This window comes from Paenibacillus sp. FSL R5-0928 (assembly GCF_037970385.1).
Lineage (GTDB): Bacteria > Bacillota > Bacilli > Paenibacillales > Paenibacillaceae > Paenibacillus_AQ > Paenibacillus_AQ odorifer.
On the sequence record NZ_CP150225.1, the window covers coordinates 6,382,295 to 6,405,301 of the forward strand.

Annotated in this window: 21 protein-coding genes; 3 read left to right on the forward strand and 18 right to left on the reverse strand. The window is 41.3% G+C overall.

Translation table 11 applies throughout. From position 1 onward, the window contains the following. Positions 1 to 36: 36 nt before the first annotated feature. The 10 genes from MKZ16_RS28800 to MKZ16_RS28845 all read right to left on the reverse strand — a co-directional run bounded on the left by MKZ16_RS28800 (position 37) and on the right by MKZ16_RS28845 (position 7,155). Positions 37 to 900, reverse strand: a complete 864-nt coding sequence (locus MKZ16_RS28800) for a hypothetical protein (RefSeq protein ID WP_076105564.1) — start codon at positions 898 to 900, stop codon at positions 37 to 39. Between the two features lie 24 nt (positions 901 to 924). Further along, positions 925 to 1,488 (reverse strand): AAA family ATPase, encoded by a 564-nt coding sequence (locus tag MKZ16_RS28805; protein ID WP_256715511.1) that lies wholly within the window; start codon positions 1,486 to 1,488, stop codon positions 925 to 927. Positions 1,489 to 1,548: 60 nt separating this feature from the next. Then, positions 1,549 to 2,001, reverse strand: a complete 453-nt coding sequence (locus MKZ16_RS28810; RefSeq protein ID WP_038573403.1) for a hypothetical protein — start codon at positions 1,999 to 2,001, stop codon at positions 1,549 to 1,551. Then, a complete protein-coding gene (locus MKZ16_RS28815; protein WP_036681357.1) occupies positions 1,973 to 2,953 on the reverse strand; it encodes a phosphotransferase in 981 nt (326 codons plus the stop codon). The genes MKZ16_RS28810 and MKZ16_RS28815 overlap by 29 nt, the downstream gene beginning before the upstream one ends. A gap of 249 nt (positions 2,954 to 3,202) precedes the next feature. Beyond that, positions 3,203 to 3,574 (reverse strand): iron chaperone, encoded by a 372-nt coding sequence (locus tag MKZ16_RS28820; RefSeq protein ID WP_036681355.1) that lies wholly within the window; start codon positions 3,572 to 3,574, stop codon positions 3,203 to 3,205. 58 nt (positions 3,575 to 3,632) lie between these two features. Next, entirely contained in the window at positions 3,633 to 4,067 is a 435-nt protein-coding gene (locus tag MKZ16_RS28825; protein WP_076105562.1) for a hypothetical protein, read from the reverse strand. Beyond that, entirely contained in the window at positions 4,051 to 4,269 is a 219-nt protein-coding gene (locus tag MKZ16_RS28830; RefSeq protein WP_038573407.1) for a helix-turn-helix transcriptional regulator, read from the reverse strand. The genes MKZ16_RS28825 and MKZ16_RS28830 overlap by 17 nt, the downstream gene beginning before the upstream one ends. A gap of 574 nt (positions 4,270 to 4,843) precedes the next feature. Further along, positions 4,844 to 5,332, reverse strand: coding sequence for a DUF2199 domain-containing protein (locus MKZ16_RS28835; protein WP_038573408.1), 489 nt, complete (start codon positions 5,330 to 5,332; stop codon positions 4,844 to 4,846). 192 nt (positions 5,333 to 5,524) lie between these two features. After that, positions 5,525 to 5,902: a GNAT family N-acetyltransferase gene (locus tag MKZ16_RS28840; RefSeq protein WP_076099892.1), complete on the reverse strand. Its 378-nt coding sequence runs from the start codon at positions 5,900 to 5,902 to the stop codon at positions 5,525 to 5,527. A gap of 458 nt (positions 5,903 to 6,360) precedes the next feature. Next, the gene (locus tag MKZ16_RS28845) at positions 6,361 to 7,155 is read right to left on the reverse strand and encodes a MerR family transcriptional regulator (protein ID WP_076099891.1); all 795 of its coding nucleotides are present in this window, start codon (positions 7,153 to 7,155) and stop codon (positions 6,361 to 6,363) included. Positions 7,156 to 7,411: 256 nt separating this feature from the next. Here MKZ16_RS28845 and MKZ16_RS28850 point away from each other — a divergent pair, with 256 nt between their 5' ends. Beyond that, entirely contained in the window at positions 7,412 to 8,086 is a 675-nt protein-coding gene (locus tag MKZ16_RS28850) for a DUF4097 family beta strand repeat-containing protein (protein ID WP_038573411.1), read from the forward strand. A 478-nt stretch (positions 8,087 to 8,564) separates the two neighbouring features. On the opposite strand, the gene glmS is transcribed toward MKZ16_RS28850, so the two are convergent. From glmS to MKZ16_RS28890, 8 genes are all read right to left on the reverse strand, one after another. Beyond that, entirely contained in the window at positions 8,565 to 10,397 is a 1,833-nt protein-coding gene (gene glmS, locus MKZ16_RS28855) for a glutamine--fructose-6-phosphate transaminase (isomerizing) (RefSeq protein ID WP_036681297.1), read from the reverse strand. Positions 10,398 to 11,037: 640 nt separating this feature from the next. Continuing rightward, positions 11,038 to 12,378, reverse strand: coding sequence for a phosphoglucosamine mutase (glmM, locus tag MKZ16_RS28860; protein ID WP_036681292.1), 1,341 nt, complete (start codon positions 12,376 to 12,378; stop codon positions 11,038 to 11,040). Positions 12,379 to 12,466: 88 nt separating this feature from the next. Beyond that, positions 12,467 to 13,927 (reverse strand): CdaR family protein, encoded by a 1,461-nt coding sequence (locus tag MKZ16_RS28865; RefSeq protein WP_081393430.1) that lies wholly within the window; start codon positions 13,925 to 13,927, stop codon positions 12,467 to 12,469. Beyond that, positions 13,920 to 14,750, reverse strand: coding sequence for a diadenylate cyclase CdaA (cdaA, locus tag MKZ16_RS28870; RefSeq protein WP_036681290.1), 831 nt, complete (start codon positions 14,748 to 14,750; stop codon positions 13,920 to 13,922). The genes MKZ16_RS28865 and cdaA overlap by 8 nt, the downstream gene beginning before the upstream one ends. Positions 14,751 to 14,964: 214 nt before the next feature. After that, positions 14,965 to 15,579, reverse strand: coding sequence for a zf-HC2 domain-containing protein (locus MKZ16_RS28875; RefSeq protein WP_036681404.1), 615 nt, complete (start codon positions 15,577 to 15,579; stop codon positions 14,965 to 14,967). A gap of 121 nt (positions 15,580 to 15,700) precedes the next feature. Further along, the gene (gene sigW, locus MKZ16_RS28880) at positions 15,701 to 16,267 is read right to left on the reverse strand and encodes an RNA polymerase sigma factor SigW (protein ID WP_036681288.1); all 567 of its coding nucleotides are present in this window, start codon (positions 16,265 to 16,267) and stop codon (positions 15,701 to 15,703) included. Positions 16,268 to 16,781: 514 nt separating this feature from the next. After that, complete coding sequence (gene ppc / locus MKZ16_RS28885; protein WP_036681287.1) at positions 16,782 to 19,574, reverse strand: phosphoenolpyruvate carboxylase; 2,793 nt, start codon at positions 19,572 to 19,574, stop codon at positions 16,782 to 16,784. Positions 19,575 to 19,808: 234 nt separating this feature from the next. Further along, positions 19,809 to 20,702, reverse strand: a complete 894-nt coding sequence (locus MKZ16_RS28890; protein WP_076105559.1) for a LysR substrate-binding domain-containing protein — start codon at positions 20,700 to 20,702, stop codon at positions 19,809 to 19,811. 165 nt (positions 20,703 to 20,867) lie between these two features. Here MKZ16_RS28890 and MKZ16_RS28895 point away from each other — a divergent pair, with 165 nt between their 5' ends. Together MKZ16_RS28895 and MKZ16_RS28900 are read left to right on the forward strand one after the other, a co-directional pair. Continuing rightward, positions 20,868 to 21,836 (forward strand): ABC transporter ATP-binding protein, encoded by a 969-nt coding sequence (locus MKZ16_RS28895; protein WP_339815059.1) that lies wholly within the window; start codon positions 20,868 to 20,870, stop codon positions 21,834 to 21,836. Positions 21,837 to 21,926: 90 nt separating this feature from the next. Beyond that, complete coding sequence (locus MKZ16_RS28900) at positions 21,927 to 23,006, forward strand: ABC transporter substrate-binding protein (RefSeq protein ID WP_076105570.1); 1,080 nt, start codon at positions 21,927 to 21,929, stop codon at positions 23,004 to 23,006. The last annotated feature ends 1 nt before the right edge of the window (position 23,007 follow it).

Below are 23,007 nucleotides of genomic sequence, written 5' to 3' on the forward strand. Positions count from 1 at the left end.
TCTCTCCTTGCATTGTTTATTATCTCCGCGCTCAATTTATAGATTAATCTTATTGTATGAATTTAGTATCATCAAACTCTTTAGCGTCTTATAGGCTCTCCATTCCAACCTCGCTGTTTCACCGGGAGGCTCCCATTTTATCTGCCATCCTCCATCATCCTCCTGTTGGTATTCTAATACTTTTAAATGATCAAGAATGGTTTCATCAGAAAATATGCTGCTACAGTAAGAAGTTGGTGATGGCGAAAATTCTAGAGGAGAGAGTCCATAACTGTGGGATGCGGCATCCAAGCAAAAAAAGTTGGCAGTAATAAGCTCCTTAGATAATTTTTGAAATAATCCTTTGATAAAATCCGATTGAGGTAAGCTTTCCAATAAATAAAATGCAGTTAAAATTGTATGCGCATCATCATAGGCTTGTGAGTGAATATCTTCCAAACAAATTTCTGTCGCTTTATCAAGCCAGGAATGTTCTATCCCTTGCCATTTAAGAAGCCCGACAAGACCAGTAAGTCTGCTAAATGATGGCTCTGGAGAAAGAGGGTTATTCCAATGTTCTGCTCTTGGATAGTTCGATGATGAAGGAAATATTGTTGGAATCCCTTTTTTTAAGTCAGCATGCTTTGAAATATAATCACATGCTTTTTGAGAGAGTTCTTCGTCTTTTATGTTACAGTCATATAAGAAACGTAGTGCAAATTCCATGAAAAGTGGCTGACTACCGGGTGCCCGTAAATCTGGCTCTATTGCATTTCCAAACCCACCATCTTCGTTCTGGTAGGCTATTAGAGAAGTCACAACATTGCTTATTGATCCACCGTGGAAAATATATTCAAAAACCCTTCTTTCTAATAATCTGCCATGTGTCCAAATGAAATGGGCTGCTTTTTCAAAATCCATCTGTTCCCCTCCTCAAAATTTACGCTAAGCATTTAAGTATTCAATGACACTTTTAATATAGGATTCAATCGGTTCCTTTGTATTAACAATATGTATTCTGACATTAGAGGGCTTTTTAGCATTTTCAATAGTTTTAAGTAATGTCTCTTCAGAAGGCACTCTTTCAATCTGGCTAATCATTCTTTTTCTATTTCGCAGTCTATTATTGAGCTCGTCATAGTCATTTAATAAACATTCTACATATTTATATTCCGCATTATATTTCTGGGTCAGATTCAATCCTCTCTCTATCATCTCAGAGTATAAACAAGGGCTATCGAGTATAACATTATGACCTTGAGATAAGTGAAAATCTATCAAGGCCCATTCAATGTCATACGAAATTTTTCCAACTTCCTTGAACCCAGTGTTTGCTCCAAGTGATTCCATAAGAGAAGACTTTACAATGTCGTGATCAAGAATAACAGCAGAAGTATGCTGCGCTATTACTCTGGCTAATGAAGACTTTCCTGATCCGGGGTATCCAGACATCTGAAGAAAAAACAACGAGGGCCACTTCCTTTCAGCATAGTCTTGGGTCTTCCACAGACATAAATGAGCTCATAGCGTGAATTCTATGTTAGCTGATATGTATTCTTCTTCGAAAATCTATTCGAGTATTATCTCTTCTGCTTTATTGTTCCATGTTAGCATTAACTTTATTGTCTGTTTATTTAAATCCAATTCATTTGAAAATTCAGTCATTTTCATTTTCAAACCACCCTCTGTCTTACTCTTACCGAAACCTCCCTTAGTATTAAAATACTCACTTGAATACTCAAATATAAAAATCTTTATGGTAGGTTCAGTCCCTATATAATTGATTTCGTAATTTATCTCACCTGTTGATTCATTATGCTCAATAATTGTTTCCCAATAATCACCTTTTCCGTACTTCTGAACCCAATGGCTATTGCACCCGGTGACTAAAGTTATACACAGAACGAATAGAATAACTAAAGATATCTTTGTATGTTTTATTATATTCACCTCTATTCTAACAACAGAATTCCAACTATCTTTTAAGTTCAGGCTATATTTCGACGAGATTCTTATAAGCATTTATCGACTTCCATATAAGCTCCTCATCCTTAATTCCTTCATGGACAAATAACTTTATTGGAAAAAAGATTCCTTCCATAATCGATAATCTAACGTCCTCCACAAATTGTGTGTACGTGTATGCGTTCCTGATTTTATTGTTAATTGAATGAAAATACAGATCAAAAATACGTGTAGTCTCGGCACTGCCATGAAACAAATCGTGGATAAATAACATAACGAGATCCTCCGTACAAAGCCCAACCTTCACTGCTTCAAGATCAATGATGCACGGCCTTGAACTGCTGAACTTCGGATATAATAAATTGCCAACATTTAGATCACCATGGATGCATGTTGTATTTTGATATCTGGATATACGACTAATATGTTTCTGGGCATTTTCACGCAAGCTAAGTAAACTCTTCTCGTAAATACTAAACTGTTCTTCCCCAAGGTTATAAGTCTGTTGCTTTCTAAAAGCCAGATAGTCTCTCTCCAAATACGAAATATGCTTTAAATAATGCTCTATACTTTTCAAATGCTCGGGATGAGCTAACTCGCTTGTCCCCCAAGAAGCAGAATGAAACTGTACGATCACATCAATAATGTTTGCTAATTTATCAGAATCAATAGGTACTTCCCAGTCAGCTAAATTGGTATGTGTCGGGGTCAGATCTTCCATCAACAATATCCCCTCTTGTCCGACTGTATCATATTTATTAAAAAAGACTCTCGGAATAGATACATCCTTGGTATAGTAATGATTATAAATCATATTTTCATATGGAATATGATCTGACTTTGTGATTTTCTCTAATAACGACAAAACCTTATTGTCTTTCGTATACACTTCTATTTTATTGAGTGCTGCTCGATTGCGTATTTCTTGTTTTGTTCTTTTAATCTCAAGAATCTCAGGAACACCCTGACCTCTTAATAGCTCTAATAGTTGATCATCGTTTAGTAGCATTTTCATCCTCCAATCTGAATTGGCTCTCGCCTACAGTAGCCATTTGTCTCACTTCCATTTTTCAGCATTCATCAGGTTGAACTAACGTGTATAAATTCGCTTTCAACATTCCATCCACCTTCCAAAATATTGAATATTTCACGCTGAGAATTTAAATAAAAAAGACAAATCACGTATTAAAGTGACTTGTCCTCCGGTGCTTCCACATATAAATTTGCTTAAAATGAATTGAACGCTAAATAATACGTTTTATTTCCGCCAAAAAGTTGAACAGTCTGCCTTATCCAAAATATTAAACTCGATCATTTTTTCAAGTAATGAGAAATCAACTGGACTTTCCCATCGGATGCGTAATAACTGCTTGGTATGATCATAACCTGCCTGCACAATTTCATCAGAAAAACGATTAATTCCTGCAATTTCAGGGGCAACCGCCAAATGATGTTTGGATACACTGAAGCCAATAATAAAAGTCTCGTGATCGGTAAACATAGGCTGATTCCACGCAACTTTTGGCTTTAAATCAGTAAATTTTCCAGCTACCCAAGCCAAAACTTCTTCCATTCTTTCCCGATGTTGCGGGTTATCAATCTGCGCTAAATATTCTGCAAATACTTCCATGTCATTCTCTCCTAAAAAAATATTTTCGAATAGTCTATTTGATGTTACGTCATATCAACTACATTCTCTTAGCATAATAATTAAACAGGAAGATTCCTAAGGAGATTTGAAAAATAAAAACACCACATAACACAGTGACTACAGTTTGATCTACTCCCATTAAACTAAATACAACAGTTAGAGCCATTAGGATGTAAAAGTTAACAATATTAGTTTTCCAACCGGCTTTTTCTCTTATTCTTATTTTCCGTTCGTCATTAGCCTCAATTTTACTCATTCTAACTTTCTCATCATTCTTTACTTTGTTCTGAGGCTTATTAAGCCATAACGAATACCCCATATTTCCTACTCCAAGCACTGCAAGGACTGAACCCACACCAATGAGCAAACCGGAAATTCCTTTTAGCTTCTCGTCGATTAAAATAAATCCACCCATATAAACCATAGTAGCACCTGCAATTGTTAAGAACACCCATTTACTCGCCGTTTTCATTACCCAGCTCCTCCTCGTAAATGAAAATATCTTCAATACTCATTTCAAAAAATCGCGCAATCTTAAATGCAAGAATGATGGATGGGTTATACCGGCCATTTTCAAGTGAACCAATCGTTTGCCTGGATACTTCCAATTTATCCGCTAGTTCTTCTTGTTTAATACCTTTTTCTTTTCTAATCTCTTCAAGCCTGTTTTTCAATATCTTACCTCCTGAAGCAATTATGGAAAGTTAACTTTCCGTAAGAATAACACATTGAAGTGTGTATGTAAAGCTAACTTTCCATCAGCTGAAATTGATTGCAATTTAACCCGTGATCTTTATAGGTGTAATGATTTAGGGCACGCCTTGTTGATACTACATCTGTAGAATTGGGCATGAAAAAACGCCACCCGCTAACTCCCTAATAGGAGTACGGGGTGACGTTGAGTGTTTTACGGGCGAAAACTTATGAAAGAAAAGTTCAGTTAGCTTAGCCTGCCTCAAGAATATACCCTCCGAAAGTTTGCCTTTTTAATAAAAAAGTCCCGATGATTATTCACATCATCGGGACTAACGTGTCATTGTCAGCAGAAAATAAAATATTAGACTGTCTCTGTTTCATTGAACAAAAGTCTCCTGTTAGCTTAAACGACATTACGCACCGAGTTTAGCCTTGCAGGGTTGTCTGCTAATTACGGTTCACCGAAAATCCTTAGCAGACCAAGCAGAGCGGCGTAGATATGATTTAATAAGATGTCGGCAGCTTCTTCGACTATACTTTCAAATTCTTCTCTTACTGACTATGATTTATTAAATGAGCAATTTCTTTAACTCTCTCCATTGTAATTCCTTCTCTTTGTTCAACTGCAAGTTGATGATTCGTTTGTTCTAATTCTATTAACGGAACAGCACCAACCTCTTGTGTATGCACCATTGTCTTTAACGATAATGTAGTTATTGGATATATTGAAAGTTCAGTCGATAACCAACCAAAATAAGGTTCTTCCGTCTCCCTTCCTTCTACGTGCAATAATTCATTAGACTTCAGAAAGTTTTCTTCACTAAGAGAAACCCACACACTCCATATAAATTTCTCTTTGCTATCAATTATTGGTATTTCAATATGTCCTCTAATAAAGAAATGCTGTTCATCAATTACACAAAAATCTCTAATTAATTCTGTTCTTTTCTCTTCTGGTACAGTGTAAAAATAATATGGTGCTTCACTTCCGTAACATAAAGGAAGTTCACTTAATTCGTTGTTACAGTGAGGGCATTTCATGTTTTCTGCTCCTTATAGTTTCTCGCCGATTTCTTATAACGTCTTATTTGGGAACTTTGTGATAATTCCATCTGTTGAGTATTCGCGAAATTACTTAGTTATCCTGCCCTTTTAATTCAATAAAAACGGCAGCTGATCCTCTGATCGGCTGCCTTCTTGTTGCGATTAAACTATCGTGACCCATTAGTTTAATCATATCAACTCTGAGATAAACATTGGTGTAGCTCCATCCTCTGTATTAAAGCCAATTTTATTATAGAAATTCACTGCATGAGGATAAGAAATTAATACTTTTGTTTTACACCCTTTATATCTATCAAGCATTATATTCATCATTTCCTTACCTATACCAATACCTATACTCTGATAACTCGGATTAATAAGCATATAATGAAAATATACCGTTAAAACACCATCTGACAAAGCATTTATTAAACCGACAAGCTTTCCTCCTTCCCAAGCGGTAACAATTGAATGAGACCCTCCGATTGCTTGTAAAAGCTCGTTTGGATACTTGCCAGACTCCCATTCTACCGAAAGAAATAACTCTTGGAGTGCATCCTTAGTGATATCCTCTTAGCTTGGAGCGTAATAAATACTCACCCCTATACCTTCCTTTCATAAAACTAACTACGGCACAACATCTGTTTTAAACTCCCATATTTCGATGGTTTTGCAATCCTTACGAAGCCATAAAATAATACCAACAAAGAAATTTCGGATTTATCAAAGTGAATAATCACTTTATTTACCTCAATATACTATTAAAAATATGTATAGAAAATGGATTAACTGAAGTGGAATTTGTATTTATTCACATTAGAGAATTCATGATAATACTTTTTTCACTTAAGCATACAAATCCTAAGAGGCATATAGCGTTAATCTGCCAGTTAGCTAAATAGATAACATTGAACAATAGTTAAATATTTAGCTAATCGGCGAAGTATAACGTTCTTGTCCTCAGCCTGGGGCAAGAAACGTGATTGCTTAATCAAAAAAAAGCCGCTAAATTAGCGACTTTTAATCTAACATGTGCGTTTCTTAATGAACAGTTGTATCTGATAATCCCACTGCAATATTCCAGTCACAATAATGTTATGAAGAACAAAATCTGGACACACATCGTATTCCGTCTTTGCCCTTTCAAGTAAATTTTGTAATACAGCATTCTTATTCTCTTCGGCACAGTTTGCACACAGATAGTCCCCTTCTGGTAGCACAGTTAACCCCTCTAAAGACGGATATTTCAAGCAAACAGCAAATAACCGTGTTATTCCTTCAGTCGTAAACATTCCCGCCATATCTTCAAACAGAAATTGTGAATGCAGAGAAGTCTCAATTTGTTGATAGAAATGTCTGTGATAGTCCCATAAATTCTTAAGTGTGGGGCTTTCCATTTTATTCGAAAACATAATTACCCTTTCCTCTATGTGTCTGACAAAGTAATTTTCACTTTGACTATAATCGTTGTGGAACTTATTTTCATAATGTAGATAGGCACGTTTAATTTTCGATTTTGCATACTGCAGACGAGCAATTTTATCGTCTGCTCTTTTTTCTGCCTGTTTTAGAAAATCAATTACTTTAGAGAGATCATTCTGCTGCAATATATCTTTAATATCCATTAAAGTAAGATCCATTGCTTTGAGCAGTTCAATGGTTTGCAGCTTTACGAGCTCCTGCTCGGAATAGTATCGATATCCCGACAATTCATCTTTATGGCATGGCTTGACTAACCCAATACGATCATAGTGCCGCAAGGTCTCACTGGTCATCTCTACGATTTCTGCTGCTTGCTTAATTGTAAAATAGTTGTTCATATCTACCCTCTTGACCTTTTTGTAACACAAAAGTTTATGATGATTAAAACATATGCGACTGATAAACGCAACGAAATACAAAAATGATCCGATCCAACTCTTGCAACATATTTGGGTAGACTTTTTCAAGATCATTATGTTTAGCTCTAATGCTTAGTTGCATATCGCAATTTTTTTTGCAGAGCAGCTTAGGATTGGTATTCGTAGGACTGGCTATATTAAAAAGAAAAATGATTTAACAAAGGAGCATTTTATAATGAAAAGTACTGCAAAAAAATTACTAACTACTATAGGCATATTGGTGACACTATTGATATCATTGGCAGGATGCTCCTCCCACTCCACTTCCATGGAGGAAAAAAATTACATCATCCCTGCCCAAAAGATTGATACCTTAACAATTGATGTAAAGGACAAAAAAATAACTATCCTCCAATCTAAAGATGAACAAATTCATATTGTTTACTATGAAAGTGAGAAAGATTTTTACAAGATTGATCTATCTGATGATAAAGAACTATCAATGGTAAGTGACAGTAATAAGGAATGGAATGACTATATCGGAGGAAAAGGCTCGCAAGTAACCAGAACTATTCAGGTATGGATACCTGATGCAACTTTAAAAAATTTGACTTTAAAAACATCAAATGAAAGTATTGTATTACCAACAATCGCGTTTTTGGGGACAGTGGAAGTAAACATAAATAACGGAAATATCCAACTGGACAAATTGAATGCAGGGACGGCTATAACCCTTGAAACAAAAAACGGAAATATTAGCGGTTCAATTCTAGGGTCATATGATGATTTCGCGATCTTAAGCAAGGTAAAGAAAGGAGATAGCAATTTGCCTGCCAATAAAGAAAATGGTTCAAAAAAATTATCTGCTTATACAAATAACGGCGATATTACCTTACAATTTTCTGAGTAGCCAGCAGTTAAATATTAGCTCGTATGAAGTCAGATACAATATTGAAAGGGATAACCCCTGTTTCACTTTTGAAACTTCTGGTCGTACCTCTTCGACTATTCCACCGGCCTATGACCGATACAATATCCCTCCCTCTTGTAATGGAAAATCACCTTGATAAAGTTGTTAATCCGACCCGTAAATCGATTATCTTATGATGTACCCGAGGGCCAAAATTAAGCTTGATCGTGAATTCCATCAAAATAAGGTATAAGCCGCATTACAGCGGCTTATACCTTCTCATGATTTTGTTTGACTGTTTTGAACCATCCTTTGGAAATGAATGTATCCGATGCATATAAAAAACACTACTAACGATATAATTTAAATAATACCGTATATTGGATATTTAAACTATCCTGCCAGTTAGCTTAATGAAGCATCTCAGTCTAATACTTTATTTTTTTTTGACAACAACTATACTTTTATATCACCAAACCTACTCCACAGTAACACTCTTCGCCAAGTTACGTGGTTTATCCACATCATGACCCAGCGCAAGAGAAGCATAATAAGACAATAATTGCAGAGGCACTACGGACAAAGCTGCTGTCAGCATTGGAAGTGTCTTTGGAATCACGAACACTTGATCAACTGATCTAAGCAGGTCAGTCAAATGCTCTTGGTGAGTGATTGCCAGCACGTCTGCGCCACGAGCTTTCACTTCTTTGATGTTGCTGACGGTCTTCTCAAGTACAGCTTCCTGAGTTGCCAGGGCAATAACTGGAACACCTTCTTCGATCAGAGCCAATGTACCGTGTTTCAATTCACCTGCAGCATAAGCTTCGGAGTGAATATAAGAGATTTCTTTCAGCTTCAAAGATCCTTCTTGAGCAACAGCGTAGTCTACGCCGCGGCCGATGAAGAACAAGTTTTTGTGCTCAGAAATTTGTTCAGCATAACCTTTGATCGCTTCTTTTTGAGCTAGGATCTCTTCCACTTGCTCTGGCAGAGATTGCATAGCTGCAAGAATCTTAGTAACTTGTGCTTCGGTTTGTGTTCCACGAACTTCAGCCAAGTAAAGAGCAAACAATCCAAATGCGATCAATTGTGAAGTGTAAGCTTTGGTCGAAGCTACTGCAATTTCCGGACCCGCCAAGGTTACCAACACATCATTTGCTTCGCGAGCGATAGAACTGCCCACAACGTTAGTGATCGCCAATACGTGTGCCCCGTTAGCTTGCGCTTCACGCAGAGCTGCCAAAGTATCTGCAGTCTCACCGGATTGGCTGACTACGATAACCAAAGTTTCTGGAGTCACGATTGGGGAACGGTAACGATATTCCGAAGCGATATCATTCTCAACCGGAATACGAACCAAAGATTCGATCATAGTACGTCCTACCACACCTGCGTTGTATGCTGTTCCGCAAGCAACGACTTGAATGTTACGGATGTTCTTGATTTGTTCTTCAGTCATGTTCAATTCAGGCAATACAACCTTGTTGCCTTCCGCATTGATGCGACCACGCATGGTGTCGCGGTAAGCCTTAGGTTGCTCGTGTATTTCTTTCAACATGAAATGCTCGTAGCCGCCTTTTTCTGCGGTAACTGCATCCCAATCGACAGTAATCATTTCCCGAGAAATAAAATTGCCTTCAATCGTCATCAATTCGACAGCATCTCTTGTCAGCACAGCCATTTCGCCGTCATTCAAAATATATACGTTACGGGTATATTCAAGCAGTGCAGGAATATCTGACCCGATAAAGTTTTCTCCTTCGCCAAGACCGATAATGAGCGGGCTAGCTTGACGAACAGCCACCAGTTTATCTGGTTCATATTCAGTCAGGACGCCTAATGCAAACGCACCGCGCATAAACGTAATCGCTTTTTGTACAGCCTTCACGATATCCCCGTCATATTCGCGAGCAATCAGATGTGAAATAACTTCTGTATCTGTTTCAGAGACAAAGTGGCATCCGCCAGCGATCAGCTCTTCTTTCAGATCCAGATAGTTTTCGACAATACCGTTGTGAACTACCGAGAACTTCATGCTGTTATCCGTATGTGGATGTGAGTTCTCATCGGATGGTTTACCGTGAGTTGCCCAGCGTGTGTGTCCGATACCTGCGCTACCTGCCAGCGGGCTGTCTTGGAGCTTCGACTGCAGATTCGCCAAACGGCCTTGAGCTTTCACTACTTGCAGTCCTTCTTGGGTAAATACAGCAATACCAGCGGAATCATATCCACGATATTCCAATTTCTTCAAGCCCTCAACCAAGATCCCCTGCGAATTCTGATTACCAATATATCCTACAATACCACACATTATAATTTCCCCCGTCCGAGTTATCGTAATGTGGCGGCATAAGGAAAGAAACGTGCCGTGCGGCATGTTTTTGAGAAAAAGCAAATATTCTGTTGTATTTTAGGATCAACAAAATAAACTGTCACTTACATTCTAATGTTCATGAAATGCACAGCCTTCTCCTCTGCCGTGGCAGAAATAACGTGTTTCCTTCTGATGCGCGCACACATGAATAATATAATTTGTTGCACCCATGAAAACGTTGTGTGAAAGGTCGCCCTTTCATTTTCCGTATCCATTTACGGCTCTGGTGCATCACCGGGAGGTCCCCGCCGAACATTTCGAACACCTCCACCTCGTCAGCTTACGTCTGCCGTGATCCGTTCAAGCCATAGCCTACATAACAAGTAAGCAGCTTTCCCTTCTCCCCCGCGCTAGACCAAGCTCTGGCGCTTGCTATTGCTAACCTCACAATCCCCGCTTTCCTTCTAGAATGACACTTAATCTATTATATGCACCTTGTAGTACTTTGGCAATGGCGCACCAACCTAAATTTTACAAAACCAGTTCAAACGATCCAATCCTAAAATAAAATAACACTGGTGCAACGAATCCGAATCGCTCTCGCTCACTGCACCAGCCTTATAGTTAAGGTAATGGATTATACCAATTCGCGTTGAACTACTTCCACAATTTGATTCACATAAAGATCCAGATCTGCCTTATCCGGTCCCTCTGCCATAACGCGGATTAGAGATTCCGTACCTGACGGACGTACAAGCACACGGCCATTGTCGCCTAGCTTGCCTTCTACTTCAGCGATAGCCGCTTCTATAGCTACGTTATTAGGGTAATTAGTCTTATCCTGTACACGAACATTGACCAGCACCTGCGGGTATTTAGTCATCATACTCTTAACTTCGCTAAGCTGTTTGCCTGTAGCCTTAAGTGTGTCTACCAGCTGAATAGCTGTAAGAATACCATCACCAGTAGTATTGTAATCCAGGAAAATAACATGTCCAGACTGTTCTCCACCTAGATTAAAGCCTCCACGACGCATTTCTTCCATAACATAACGATCCCCTACAGCTGTCTTAGCGGTATTCAGGGATAATTTCTCGGTAGCTTTATAAAATCCGATGTTACTCATAACGGTTGATACAATCGTGCTATCCTTCAGCTTACCTGCACGGTTCATCGCATCGCCACAAATACAAAGGATAAAGTCACCATCGACTTCATCACCATTATTATCAATAGCGATCAAGCGGTCTGCATCTCCGTCAAAAGCAAGTCCCAAATCAGCTCCATGACGTAAGACTTCTTCACGCAAAGTCTCTGGATGTGTCGAACCAAATCCATCATTAATATTCAATCCATCTGGCTCAGCCCCGATAGAGATCACCTCAGCGCCAAGCTCTCTGAACAGTCTTGGAGCAAGCTCATACGCTGCGCCATGCGCACAGTCCAGTACAACCTTGATTCCCTTAAAGTCCTGAGAAATGGTAGTTTTCAAATACTCCAGATAAAGATACTTAGCGTCATTATCTACGGTAACCATACCTAAACCTGAACCGATAGGACGAGGCAATTCATCTACCTCCGCATCCATAAGCTCTTCAATTTGCAGTTCGGTTTCATCTGTTAGCTTGAAGCCATCCCCACCAAAGAACTTAATGCCGTTATCCTCTACCGGATTGTGAGAAGCTGAGATCATGACGCCTGCGTCTGCTTTTAACAATCTCGTAATATAGGCAACAGCAGGTGTACTAACTACGCCTATACGGATTACATCAGCTCCAATAGACAATAAGCCCGCAATCAGCGCGGATTCCAATAAAGGACCGGAAATACGTGTATCCATTCCGATAACAACCTTCGGTTTATCCAAGTTACCCGCTAGTACATAACCTCCACAACGGCCAATGCTATAAGCCATTTCTGCAGTCAATTCACGGTTTGCTACTCCCCGCACACCGTCTGTTCCAAAATACTTCCCCATTATTTTTCTCCTTTGAATACGCTACGTTAGCTTAATGTACTATCATATGATTTGCATACTATTTTGGTGTACCACTGGGCTCAAAAGATTACGTCCCACCCGTACCTACAGGATTTTCGGAATTCGTACTTGTGTTAGCTGTGCCGTTATTCTCCGGATTGGTATCCGTTGGTACAGGCGTTGGTGTTGCTCCAGCCTCTCCGCTATGAGTGGGCTTCTCCGTAGGTTCCTCATCACCTATAACAGGTTCAGAACTTGGCTCAGGAGTAGTAGTTACCCCCCCCGTATCTGGATGAGGTGTAGGAACTGGCGCTGCAGGTGATAACAGCTGCACGGTCACAGTAAGTGGCACCCCTGCATTGGCTAGTGCGATAAACTGGGGCAGCGATACCCGCAAAGAAACCTCGTGAGTTCCAGCCGAAAGACCGCTAACATCAGCCACAACCCCTATATCTTTCTTATCAAGTTGATCTAGTAAAGCAGGCGCACCCTTTAAGGTAAGCGCTATTTCCTTGCTTGAAGGATTAACAATACTTCCTTCCAGATCATCCCCCACACCCTGAAGCTTGACAGGTACCGCCTCAATCGTCCGCTCAGCAATTTCTGAGATGGTTAATGAAACATTCACAGCTTCGGGCATGACTTTCTCCGTTCCAGCCGGAGGCTTCAAATCGACCTTTACTTGTTTCGTTCCAGCAGAATCTATTGCACTAAGGTTAACAGTGGCTTCATAGGCTGATAAAGCTGCCAAAGCCTCTGCTTGTCCATACACTACGACTGCTTCCTGCTCAGGTGACAATTTGGATAATACGAGAGAATCCGGAAGTTGTCCAGTAAAGCCAATCTCCAGCGGCAAACTCTTAAACGGTAAGGTAATCGGCAATTCCACGGATACAGTAGAAGGCTCAATTACAGCATTTTTAATTTCATTTCCATCCTTATCATAAGCGTGTAGCTTCAATTTTTTCTCTTTAAATGTCTCATTCTCACCGTTAAGCTCAATGGTTCCTTGTATCTTAGCTACCTTGCTCAGTTCATTATCAGCAAGTGTGACTTCGACAGTATCTGTAGGCTGCAGGACCGGGGTGCCTATTTGGTAGCCCTCTGCAGGTTTCCCCTTCGTAACCAAGGATATGGGAAAAGACTTTGTATTCCGTGATTCTACATGTACGGTAACCTCTTTAGGATTCATTCTTACCAGGGATACACCTTTTGGCAGTTTATAATAAAGTGGCAACGTGGTATCTCCAGGTTCGACCTTAGTCAGATCAAGCATTACTTTATAGTCATCCGAGAACTGAAAGGAGATATCGGAATTTTTACCCGCTACCTCCAGACTCACACTGTCGACAGCCAAAGGTTCAAGGACATATTTATCCTCGTCAAGGCCGGTCACTTCAATCTTCACATTCTCAATAGTTTTTGTTTTAATATCCACTGTTGTCTGTCCAGAAGGCGCAGTATCGACATGAACCATCGTAAACAAAATGATCCCGAACACAAGGGCCAGAATCTTATTGAAATTGTTATTGTTCATCCACTTATCCATGATTCTTGTCCCCCTTCCGTTTCCAGAAAGTTGAACCCTTCTCCTTCAGCGATGAACTTACACTAAGCTCTTGATGGAGCTTCGATATCATGGATTCTTCCTTAATGTCTCTCACGATCTGGCCATTAATTGCAAGGGAAATCTGCCCTGTCTCCTCTGAGACAATGACAGACACTGAGTCCGCAACCTCACTTATTCCTATAGCAGCGCGATGACGGGTTCCCAGTTCTTTGCTGATAAAAGGATTCTCGGACAAAGGCAAGTAACAAGCAGCCGCAGCAATCTGATTTCCCTGCATAATAAGGGCTCCGTCATGCAGAGGTGTATTGGGAATGAAGATGTTAATGAGTAATTCGGAGCTGACCAGGGAACGCATGGGTATACCTGACTCTGTATATTCGTTTAGCCCCGTCTCCCGCTCAAAAACGATTAACGCCCCTATTTTTCTACGAGATAAATAATTCACGGCTTTAATCACTTCGCCGATTAACTTACTGATCTCTTCGTCACTTTCTCCAGCCCGTCCGAAAAATCTGCCCCGTCCAAGCTGCTCAAGTCCCCTTCGTAGTTCCGGCTGAAAAATGATAAAGACAGCTAGGACCCCGAAAGTAAACATTTGATTCATTAGCCATTTAAGTGTATACAAGTCCAAGATTGTGCTTACCGCCCAAATCAAGACCAGAACCAGTATCCCTTTTAAAAGCTGAATCGCCCGCGTCCCGCGTACCATATTAAGCACTTTATAAATAATGTAACTGACGATCAGGATATCAATTATATCTTTAATGGAATCTTTCCATGTTAGCTCAGTAAAATAACTCATTGCCTAAAACCCCCGTCATTTCAAATTAGCTGGGTTTATGTAAAATGTCTGTTAGCTCTGTATCATATCTAGGTTATAACGTTCGGGCTTCAGTTGCAAGTTTAGTCCCTCAATCCTTTCCGAAACCACCCAATTTAAGGAAACAAAAAAGCGCCATCTTTCCGGAAAAAGAGGCGCTAATTAATATTCCTGCTCAAGGTAACCACTGCCCGCATTAACGGTAGGCAACTTCAGAGAACATGTTCGTCACTTTATACCAGAACCAGCTTACTGCCTGGTCTATGCTTTTGACTTGCCCAGAAATATGAGCTGTTGAAGCCTGATATAGAGATCCGTCAATGACTGTCACGTTGCCGTTCACTTCTCCATATACCTGTGCTTTACCGTTCTCTATGGTAAGGTCTCCGGTAATTATTTTGCCGGAAGGTACAATTACAGTATCCCCTTTGATGACCACTTGATCCAAATCAACACCTCTAACTACAAGCTGTCTGTCTGGACTCCAAAAAGTTACGGTGCTCATCAGCATAACGACAAGGAATAGAGATGCCGCTGTAAGTGCAGGGTGTCTCTTGATCCAGGTAATAAAGGCTTTTTCTTTCTTAGTCTTTGGCAATGAACTCATTATCCGGCTCACAAGATCATCTGAAGCTACAGGATTCTGATGCATTAGGGAGAACATCAACATATCTGTCTGTTCCAATTCTTTAAACTTTGCACGGCAATCTGGACAGGATAGAAGATGCTCCTTCAATTCCCTCTGCTGCTGTTCGGGCAAGTCGTCATCCAAGTAGTCATGCATCATAGAGACGGCCAGTTTGCATTCCATAGGAGCCAATCCTTTCATGAGTGCTATTTAATTATCCTAAGACAAAGGGTCAGGACACATAAGACTTGCTTAACTTACATACGTCGCTCTCGAAAAGATGTTTCATAAAAAAAATCTATTTTTACATTTTCGGGCCTAATTTTTTACGCAAAAATTCACGGCCTCGGTGTACACGCGTCTTAATCGTGGTCACGGGCATATCCAGGACATCACTAATCTCCTGAAGTGACAGATCCTGCAGGTACCTCAGAATCATCACCGACCTGTATTTCACAGGCAGACTGTCAATCGCCTCATAGATTAGCCCCTGCGTCTCAGAGAGCAATAGTTCGGTCTCAGGTGTCACATTATCGCTCGGAATCAACGAGTAGCCATCAAGGCCCTCCTGATCGTTCATTTCAGCATCCAGCGAATAGGTTGGTTTTCGTTTACGCAATCTATCAATACAGAGGTTCGTTCCAATCCGGTAAATCCATGTGGAGAACTTCTGTTTATCATCATAACGATCCAAATTCCTATACACACGCAAAAAGGTCTCCTGAACAATATCCTCCGCCTCATGGCGATTGTTCAACATCCTGTAAGCTAAATGATATATTTTGTCTTTATATAGTTCCACAAGCTCGGCAAATGCCCTTTGGTCGCCCTTCAAGGCGAGCTTTGTCAATCTGCCTTCCAAATTCTCCACCTGTTAACTCCCCCAGACTTGCCGCCCTTGGTATTTCTTCGCAAATATCCACGGTACAAGCAATTAAATCGTAATTCAAGTTTGTGTAAAAATCAAGGATTGTATTGTAACCTTCTATGTAAACTGAGTTAAAAACTGGACAACTTGGTATAGGCGATTAAGTGCGGCTCCGAGAAATATTTGGACTTCCGGTCGCTGTTATCCTCACATTTTCTGATTATAAACCGCATATAGCGGTCGAAATCTGAGGATAAAGGCGAACGCTGGCGCTCCTACAGTTCCAAATATTCTCTACGCTGCTCCATCACCGAAGTAATAAGTGCCACGTTATTTACCTCCGATTACATCTCGGTTACTTGGGTAGGGTAATAAAAAAAATATCGGGTTTGACTCTCCAATATTTAGGCACAAGTAAAGTTCACAGCAGCAATATACAGTTTATGATCACAACAACTTGTATTAGGCAAAAAAAGTCCGCCCCAAATAGGGCGGACTTTTTGTTGTTAAGACTATATCAGCCGGTATTCCGAAGACCGGCGGCAATGCCGTTGATGGTAAGCAATACTTCGCGAAGCAGTTCGCTATCATCTCCATCGATTTCACGGAGCGCTCTAAGCTCGGATAGCAATTGAACCTGCAGGTAGCTAAGCGGATCAACGTATGGATTACGGAGTCTGATCGACTCTTGAATCACAGGAACGTTATCCAGAATATCCTGCTGGCCTGTAATCTTCAGGATCAGCTCAGAGGTCAGATTAAATTCATCTTCAATCTGGCCGAAGATCCGTTGACGTGCTTCCTCGTTCTTGCCCATGCTGGCGTATTCCTTAGCAATAATCAAGTCCGCTTTTGAAATAGCCATTTGCAGCGTATCTATCAGTGTAGTAAAGAATGAGAAGTTCTCATACATATGTTGCATTATCTTCAGATTCTCTTCCTTACCCTCATAGAAACTCTGCAGTCCGGTTCCAGCAGCGTACCAGGCTGGGAGCAAATAACGGCTTTGTGTCCATGCAAATACCCAAGGAATTGCACGCAGATCTTCAAAACGGTCGCTGTTCTTCCGCTTGGAAGGACGGGAACCGATATTAAGCTCTCCAACCTCAGGCAGAGGTGTTGATTCTTTGAAATAAGTCAGGAAATCCGGATCACGGAAGATCAAATCCTGATATTTGTTCAGCGAGACCTCAGAAATCCGGGCAACAATCTCTTCCCATTTCTCTTCATAAAGATCCGCTTGTGGCACTCTCGCACTAATTGCTGCTGTTACAAGCGCAGATGTTGCTTGCTCCAGACTGCGGTAAGCAATCCCCTGCATGGAGTAACGGGAGGAGATTACTTCTCCCTGCTCGGTAATCTTAATCCCGCCGCCAATTGTCGAAGCTGGCTGAGCAAGAATACTGCGGTTAAGCGGCATACCCCCGCGGCCGAGCGCTCCACCACGACCATGGAAGAACTTTAGCTTGATTCCGAACTGATCGGCTGTCGCTGTAATTTCTTTTAGGGCAACACGCAGTTCCCAGTTAGCAGTAACCACGCCGCCATCTTTATTACTATCTGAATATCCAAGCATGATTTCCTGCAAATCATTCATTGCTCTTACCGCATCACGGTAGATCGGCATACTGAGCAGTGTGTGCATAATTTGCGGTGCTTCATGCAAATCATCAATCGTTTCAAAAAGTGGCACAGCTTGCAGGGTACATACAACTGTACCGTCGTTATCCTTGCGGAATAGTCCTACCTCTTTGGCGAAGACCATAACCTCCAGAATGTCGCTTGCAGCTTCCGCCATACTGATCAGATAACTGGTGATACATTGTTTGCCGTACTCTTCCTGCGATGCGAAGATCGTCCGGTAAACCGCCAGACACTCCTCTGTACTTTCAGTGTAAGTCTGGTAAGAAGAGGTCAACGGACGTGGATCATTCAGCAATTTCTCCAGCAGATCAATCTTCTCGATCTCCGTCAACTTAGAGTAATCCGGCGAAATGTTCATCTTCGCCAAAATTTCTGTCATGGCATTCTCATGTTCTTGGCTGTGTTGACGCACGTCAAGAGTTGCCGTATGGAATCCGAACAGCTCCACTTGGCGGATTAGCTTTTTAATATAGGTATCGGCCACATAGTCGGCATAGTGATGTCGTAGACTGCGGTCAATGACATTCAAATCATCTATGAACTCCTCAGGTGTAGCATAACGCTCAGGAGTATCTTTTTTCTCATCATCCAAAACATTTTGTGTCTTAGAGATCATGTAGCTAAGTTTAATTCGGTAAGGTTCGTTGTCATTGCGCCATTCTTCCATCTTGCCTAGGTTAATGATCTCACGATCAGCTTCGATGGATTCTACTAGCTCAGGCGTCACTTTAACAATACTTGTGCTAAAGCTTAGATATTTCATGAGTTCACGCATAATCCGCTGATATTCACGAATGGCCAGCTTACGCTGCATGCGTAAAGTCTGCGCAGTGACTGTTGAGGTTACCGATGGGTTACCATCACGGTCTCCACCAATCCATGATCCAAAACGCAAGTAGGTTGGCACATGCCAATTCTGTCCAGGATAGTATTTGCTCAGACAGCGTTCAAGCTCTTGATACACATCCGGCAATACATGGAAAATAGTCTCATGGAAATAGTACATTCCATTGCGCACTTCATCGAGTACTGTCGGCTTGCGGTCACGTAGCTCATCCGTTTGCCAAAGCGTAATCACTTCATTCAATAGCTTCTCGCGAAGCTGTTCACGTTCACGGAAAGTTAGAGTAGGGTTATCAAGACCCATAACATCATCGGATATCCGTTTATGAATATCGAGAATCGCACGGCGCATGGCTTCCGTTGGATGTGCCGTCATTACAAGTTCCAGAGACAATCCTTCAATAATCTCGTTGACTTCCTCATGAGAGAAATCACGTTCACGAAGCTCTTGAATAGCGCTTTCTATAGAACCGGGTTGAACTGTCTCCCCAGCTGAACGTTCATAGTCACGTTTACGGCGAATCCGGTGGTTCTGTTCGGCAATATTCACCAATTGAAAATAAATGGCGAACGCTCTTATTACCTGATGACGGTTCTCCGGATCCAAAGAATTGATTAACTCCTTAAATTCACTATGCAGTTCAGGTAAAAATAGTGAGCGTAGCGATTTACTGGTCTCGCGGATCTTCTCCACGATCTCTAGCAGTTCGTTACCGCCTTGGTGAACCAAGACCTCTCCTAAAATGTTCCCCAAGAACCGTACGTCCCGTCGCAGCAGATTGTTAGAGTTGCTTTTGCTGACGGTAGTCGTAAGTTCGGTCATGCTGCTCCCCCCATTCTCTTCCGGATCAATGTGTTAAGTTTGTCTGTCTAAATATCGTCTATTAAAGCTTCCTCATATCATACAATAAAACCGTTTGAAAATCTGCAACTTTTTTGTGCTGTAAAGCGACACAGTACCTAAGATTATACACCAATTTCTGAATTTATACAGTCCTTATATTTTATGTATTCTTTCATATATATAATGGCTCTATCGTATATTCTCTATGTATGCTTATATTCGGATTGTGCGGAGCTGGTCAATGAACAGTCCAATTAAAGGAGAATAATGACGATCACGGTTATACGAATAATAAATATGTCTTTCAAAATTATAATCCGGAATGGCTCGCATTAGCAATCTTCCTCTGGCTACCTCGTCCTCCACAGCAAGTCGTGAAATAAATGAGACATGCTGTCCACTCATAAGCGATTGCTTAATCGCCTCCAGTGAATCGAGCAAAATATGCGGTTTTGATTCTTTTCCCTCTCGTTCAAACCATTTATCCGTCAAATGGCGTGTGCTTGATTCCTTGTCATGCAAAATAAAGCTCGCTGAAGCGATCATCGCCGAGTTTAAATTAGAAAATCCGGCAAAATCATGTGTAGGTGCAAAAACAAGGACAAGCTCATCTTCACATAAGGCTTGAGTATGCAGATCAGGCAGATAAAAAGATTCCGTAGACAAGATACCAAGATCAATCTCATGACTGGCAAGCATTTCTTTGATCACCGGTGAAGGCTTAACCGATAAAGAAATGGTAATCCCCGGATGTTGTTCGCCAAACAGCCCCAATATTTTTGGAAGAATATATGTAGCTGGAACATAACTGGCACCAATCTTCAGCGTCCCCCGGCCTGCCTGACTGAACTCTTTTACCACCCGCTCCGCTTCCGCTGCAAGCGCATTGATTTTAATCGCATAGTGAAGAAACGCTTTGCCACTCTCCGTAAGAATCATTTTATCCATTCTGGATTCAAATAACTTCTCCCCCAATTGCTGCTCTAAATTCTTCAAATGATACGTAACAGTGGGCTGCTTTAGTCCGAGTTTATCTGCTACCGTGGTAATTTTTTTATGTTTATACAGCAGTTCTACAATTTCCAGCTTCATTAGATTAAGGTTCATTCTCTTCCACTCCCTCGCCTTTTCCTAAACGGTAACATAGAAGAATTCTATGAATGTTAAAATAAATCGGCAAAAAAGTTAATATCACAGTTACATTCAGCAAATATAGCGGGAATTCTTTACCTTTACACTAAGAACAAGCTTAAGAACAGGCAGGTAGATAGAATGAAGGAAATTACAATCCACAGATTGGAAAAGAAATTCGGAGATGTGCATGCCCTGAAAGCTGCAGATCTGAAGATTCCCGCTGGAAGCTTTACGACATTACTCGGTCCTTCAGGTTGTGGAAAGACGACACTACTCCGTCTGATTGCTGGGCTGGAAACACCGGATGCAGGAGAAATTCTGATCGATGATGAGTTTATTTTTTCAGGCAGCAAAAGAATTAGCCACCCCATTCATCGCCGTAACTTTGGTATGGTTTTTCAAGATTTCGCCCTCTGGCCGCATCTGACTGTGTTCGAGAATGTAGCCTTCGGACTTCGAGCTTCCAAACAAAAAAAGAATTTACGGGTTCGGGTACAGGAGGCGCTTCGATCGGTCAAGCTGGAGGGGTTGGAGCTGCGTTTTCCACATCAGCTGTCCGGTGGACAACAGCAGCGGGTTGCTTTTGCCCGAGCCGTAGTCATGCGCCCTCAGCTTGTATTATTCGATGAGCCATTAAGTGCGCTAGATGCGGTCTTGCGAGATGAAATGAGGCAGGAGTTAATCTCCTTGGTGAAAAACATGGGCATTACAGCCCTGTATGTGACGCATGATCAAACCGAGGCGATGTCTATGTCAGATGAAGTAGTTGTAATGCAAGGTGGCACTATTTTACAGAGTGGTTCTCCTGAGGACATTTATCGTAAACCGAGTCATCCCTTTGTGGCACACTTTATTGGAAAATCCAACTGGATCGTTCCGGATAAACAGATGCTGCGTCCAGAACATTTACGCTGGTCTCAGGAGGATGCTTCCTTTCTTCCTTTTACAGGGACTATTCAGCATGTGAGTTATATGGGGGATCGCTATGAGATCATTCTGAACATGGAGCAAAATGGGACTTGGACCGCTTATCATGATCGGCGCCTACCTGTAGGGGAAAAGATTCAGCTGTACGCTTCAGAGCACCAAATCCATCATCTGAATTAAGCGTCCACTGCATGGAATGGCTCTATATGATGCTGTTCCATGCAGCAAGATGCACACAACAATATTAGGGAGGCAATTACATTGAATCAAATGAAAAAGACAAAAGGGTTAAGTTCACTTCTTCTAACAACCGCACTTGGCATTACTCTAGTGGGCTGCGGCTCCTCGAACACCCCTGCGGCTAACGCAAGCGACAACCAAACCGATACTGCGGCGGCGACGCAAACTGAAGCCCCACAACCAACAGAAAAGACACTAAGCGGCAATCTTGTCGTTTACAGTGCAGGCCCTGAAGGTTTAGCCAATAAAATCAAAGACGGCTTTGAAGCCAAAACTGGCGTTAAAGTTGAAATGTTCCAAGGCACTACAGGAAAAATACTTGCCCGCATGGAAGCAGAAAAATCCAATCCGGTCGTTGATGTTGTTGTCCTCGCCTCTCTTCCGTCCATGCAAGGAATGAAAAACGACGGATTATTACTTCCATATAAAGAAGCGATTAATGCAGACAAGCTGGTTAGCGATTGGTCAGATACAGATGAAGGTAACTATTTCAGTTACAGTGCATCCGCACTCGGTATCGTCTACAATACCAAAAAAGTAAGCTCACCGCCGACCTCCTGGGATGACCTCAGCAAAGCGGAATGGAAGGGTGCAGTCAATATCCCCGATCCTTCACTTTCCGGCTCGGCTCTTGATTTCATGACTGGGTATTTAAGTGCTAAGGGGGACAGTGGCTGGGATCTTTTTAAACAATATAAAAGCAATGAAGTAGCTATGTCAGGCGCCAATCAAGAGGCACTTGATCCGGTGATTACCGGTGCTAAATCCGTCGTTGCTGCTGGGGTAGATTACATGGCTTATAAAGCAAAAGCTGACGGAGAACCTGTGGATATCGTCTATCCTGCTGAAGGAACTGTAATCAGCCCTCGTCCGGCTGCGATCATTAAGACAAGCCCGAATGTAGATAACGCTAAGGCTTTTATCGACTACCTTCTCTCCGATGAAGCGCAAGCCCTTGTTGCCAAAGCCTATTTGCTGCCAGGCAGAACTGACGTGAAGGCAGAAAATCGTGCCAATCTTGAAGAAATCAAAACATTTGATGTGAATTGGGAATGGATGAATGAGCACAGCGATGAAGTTTCCTCGACCTTCACACAAATTTTTAAATAAG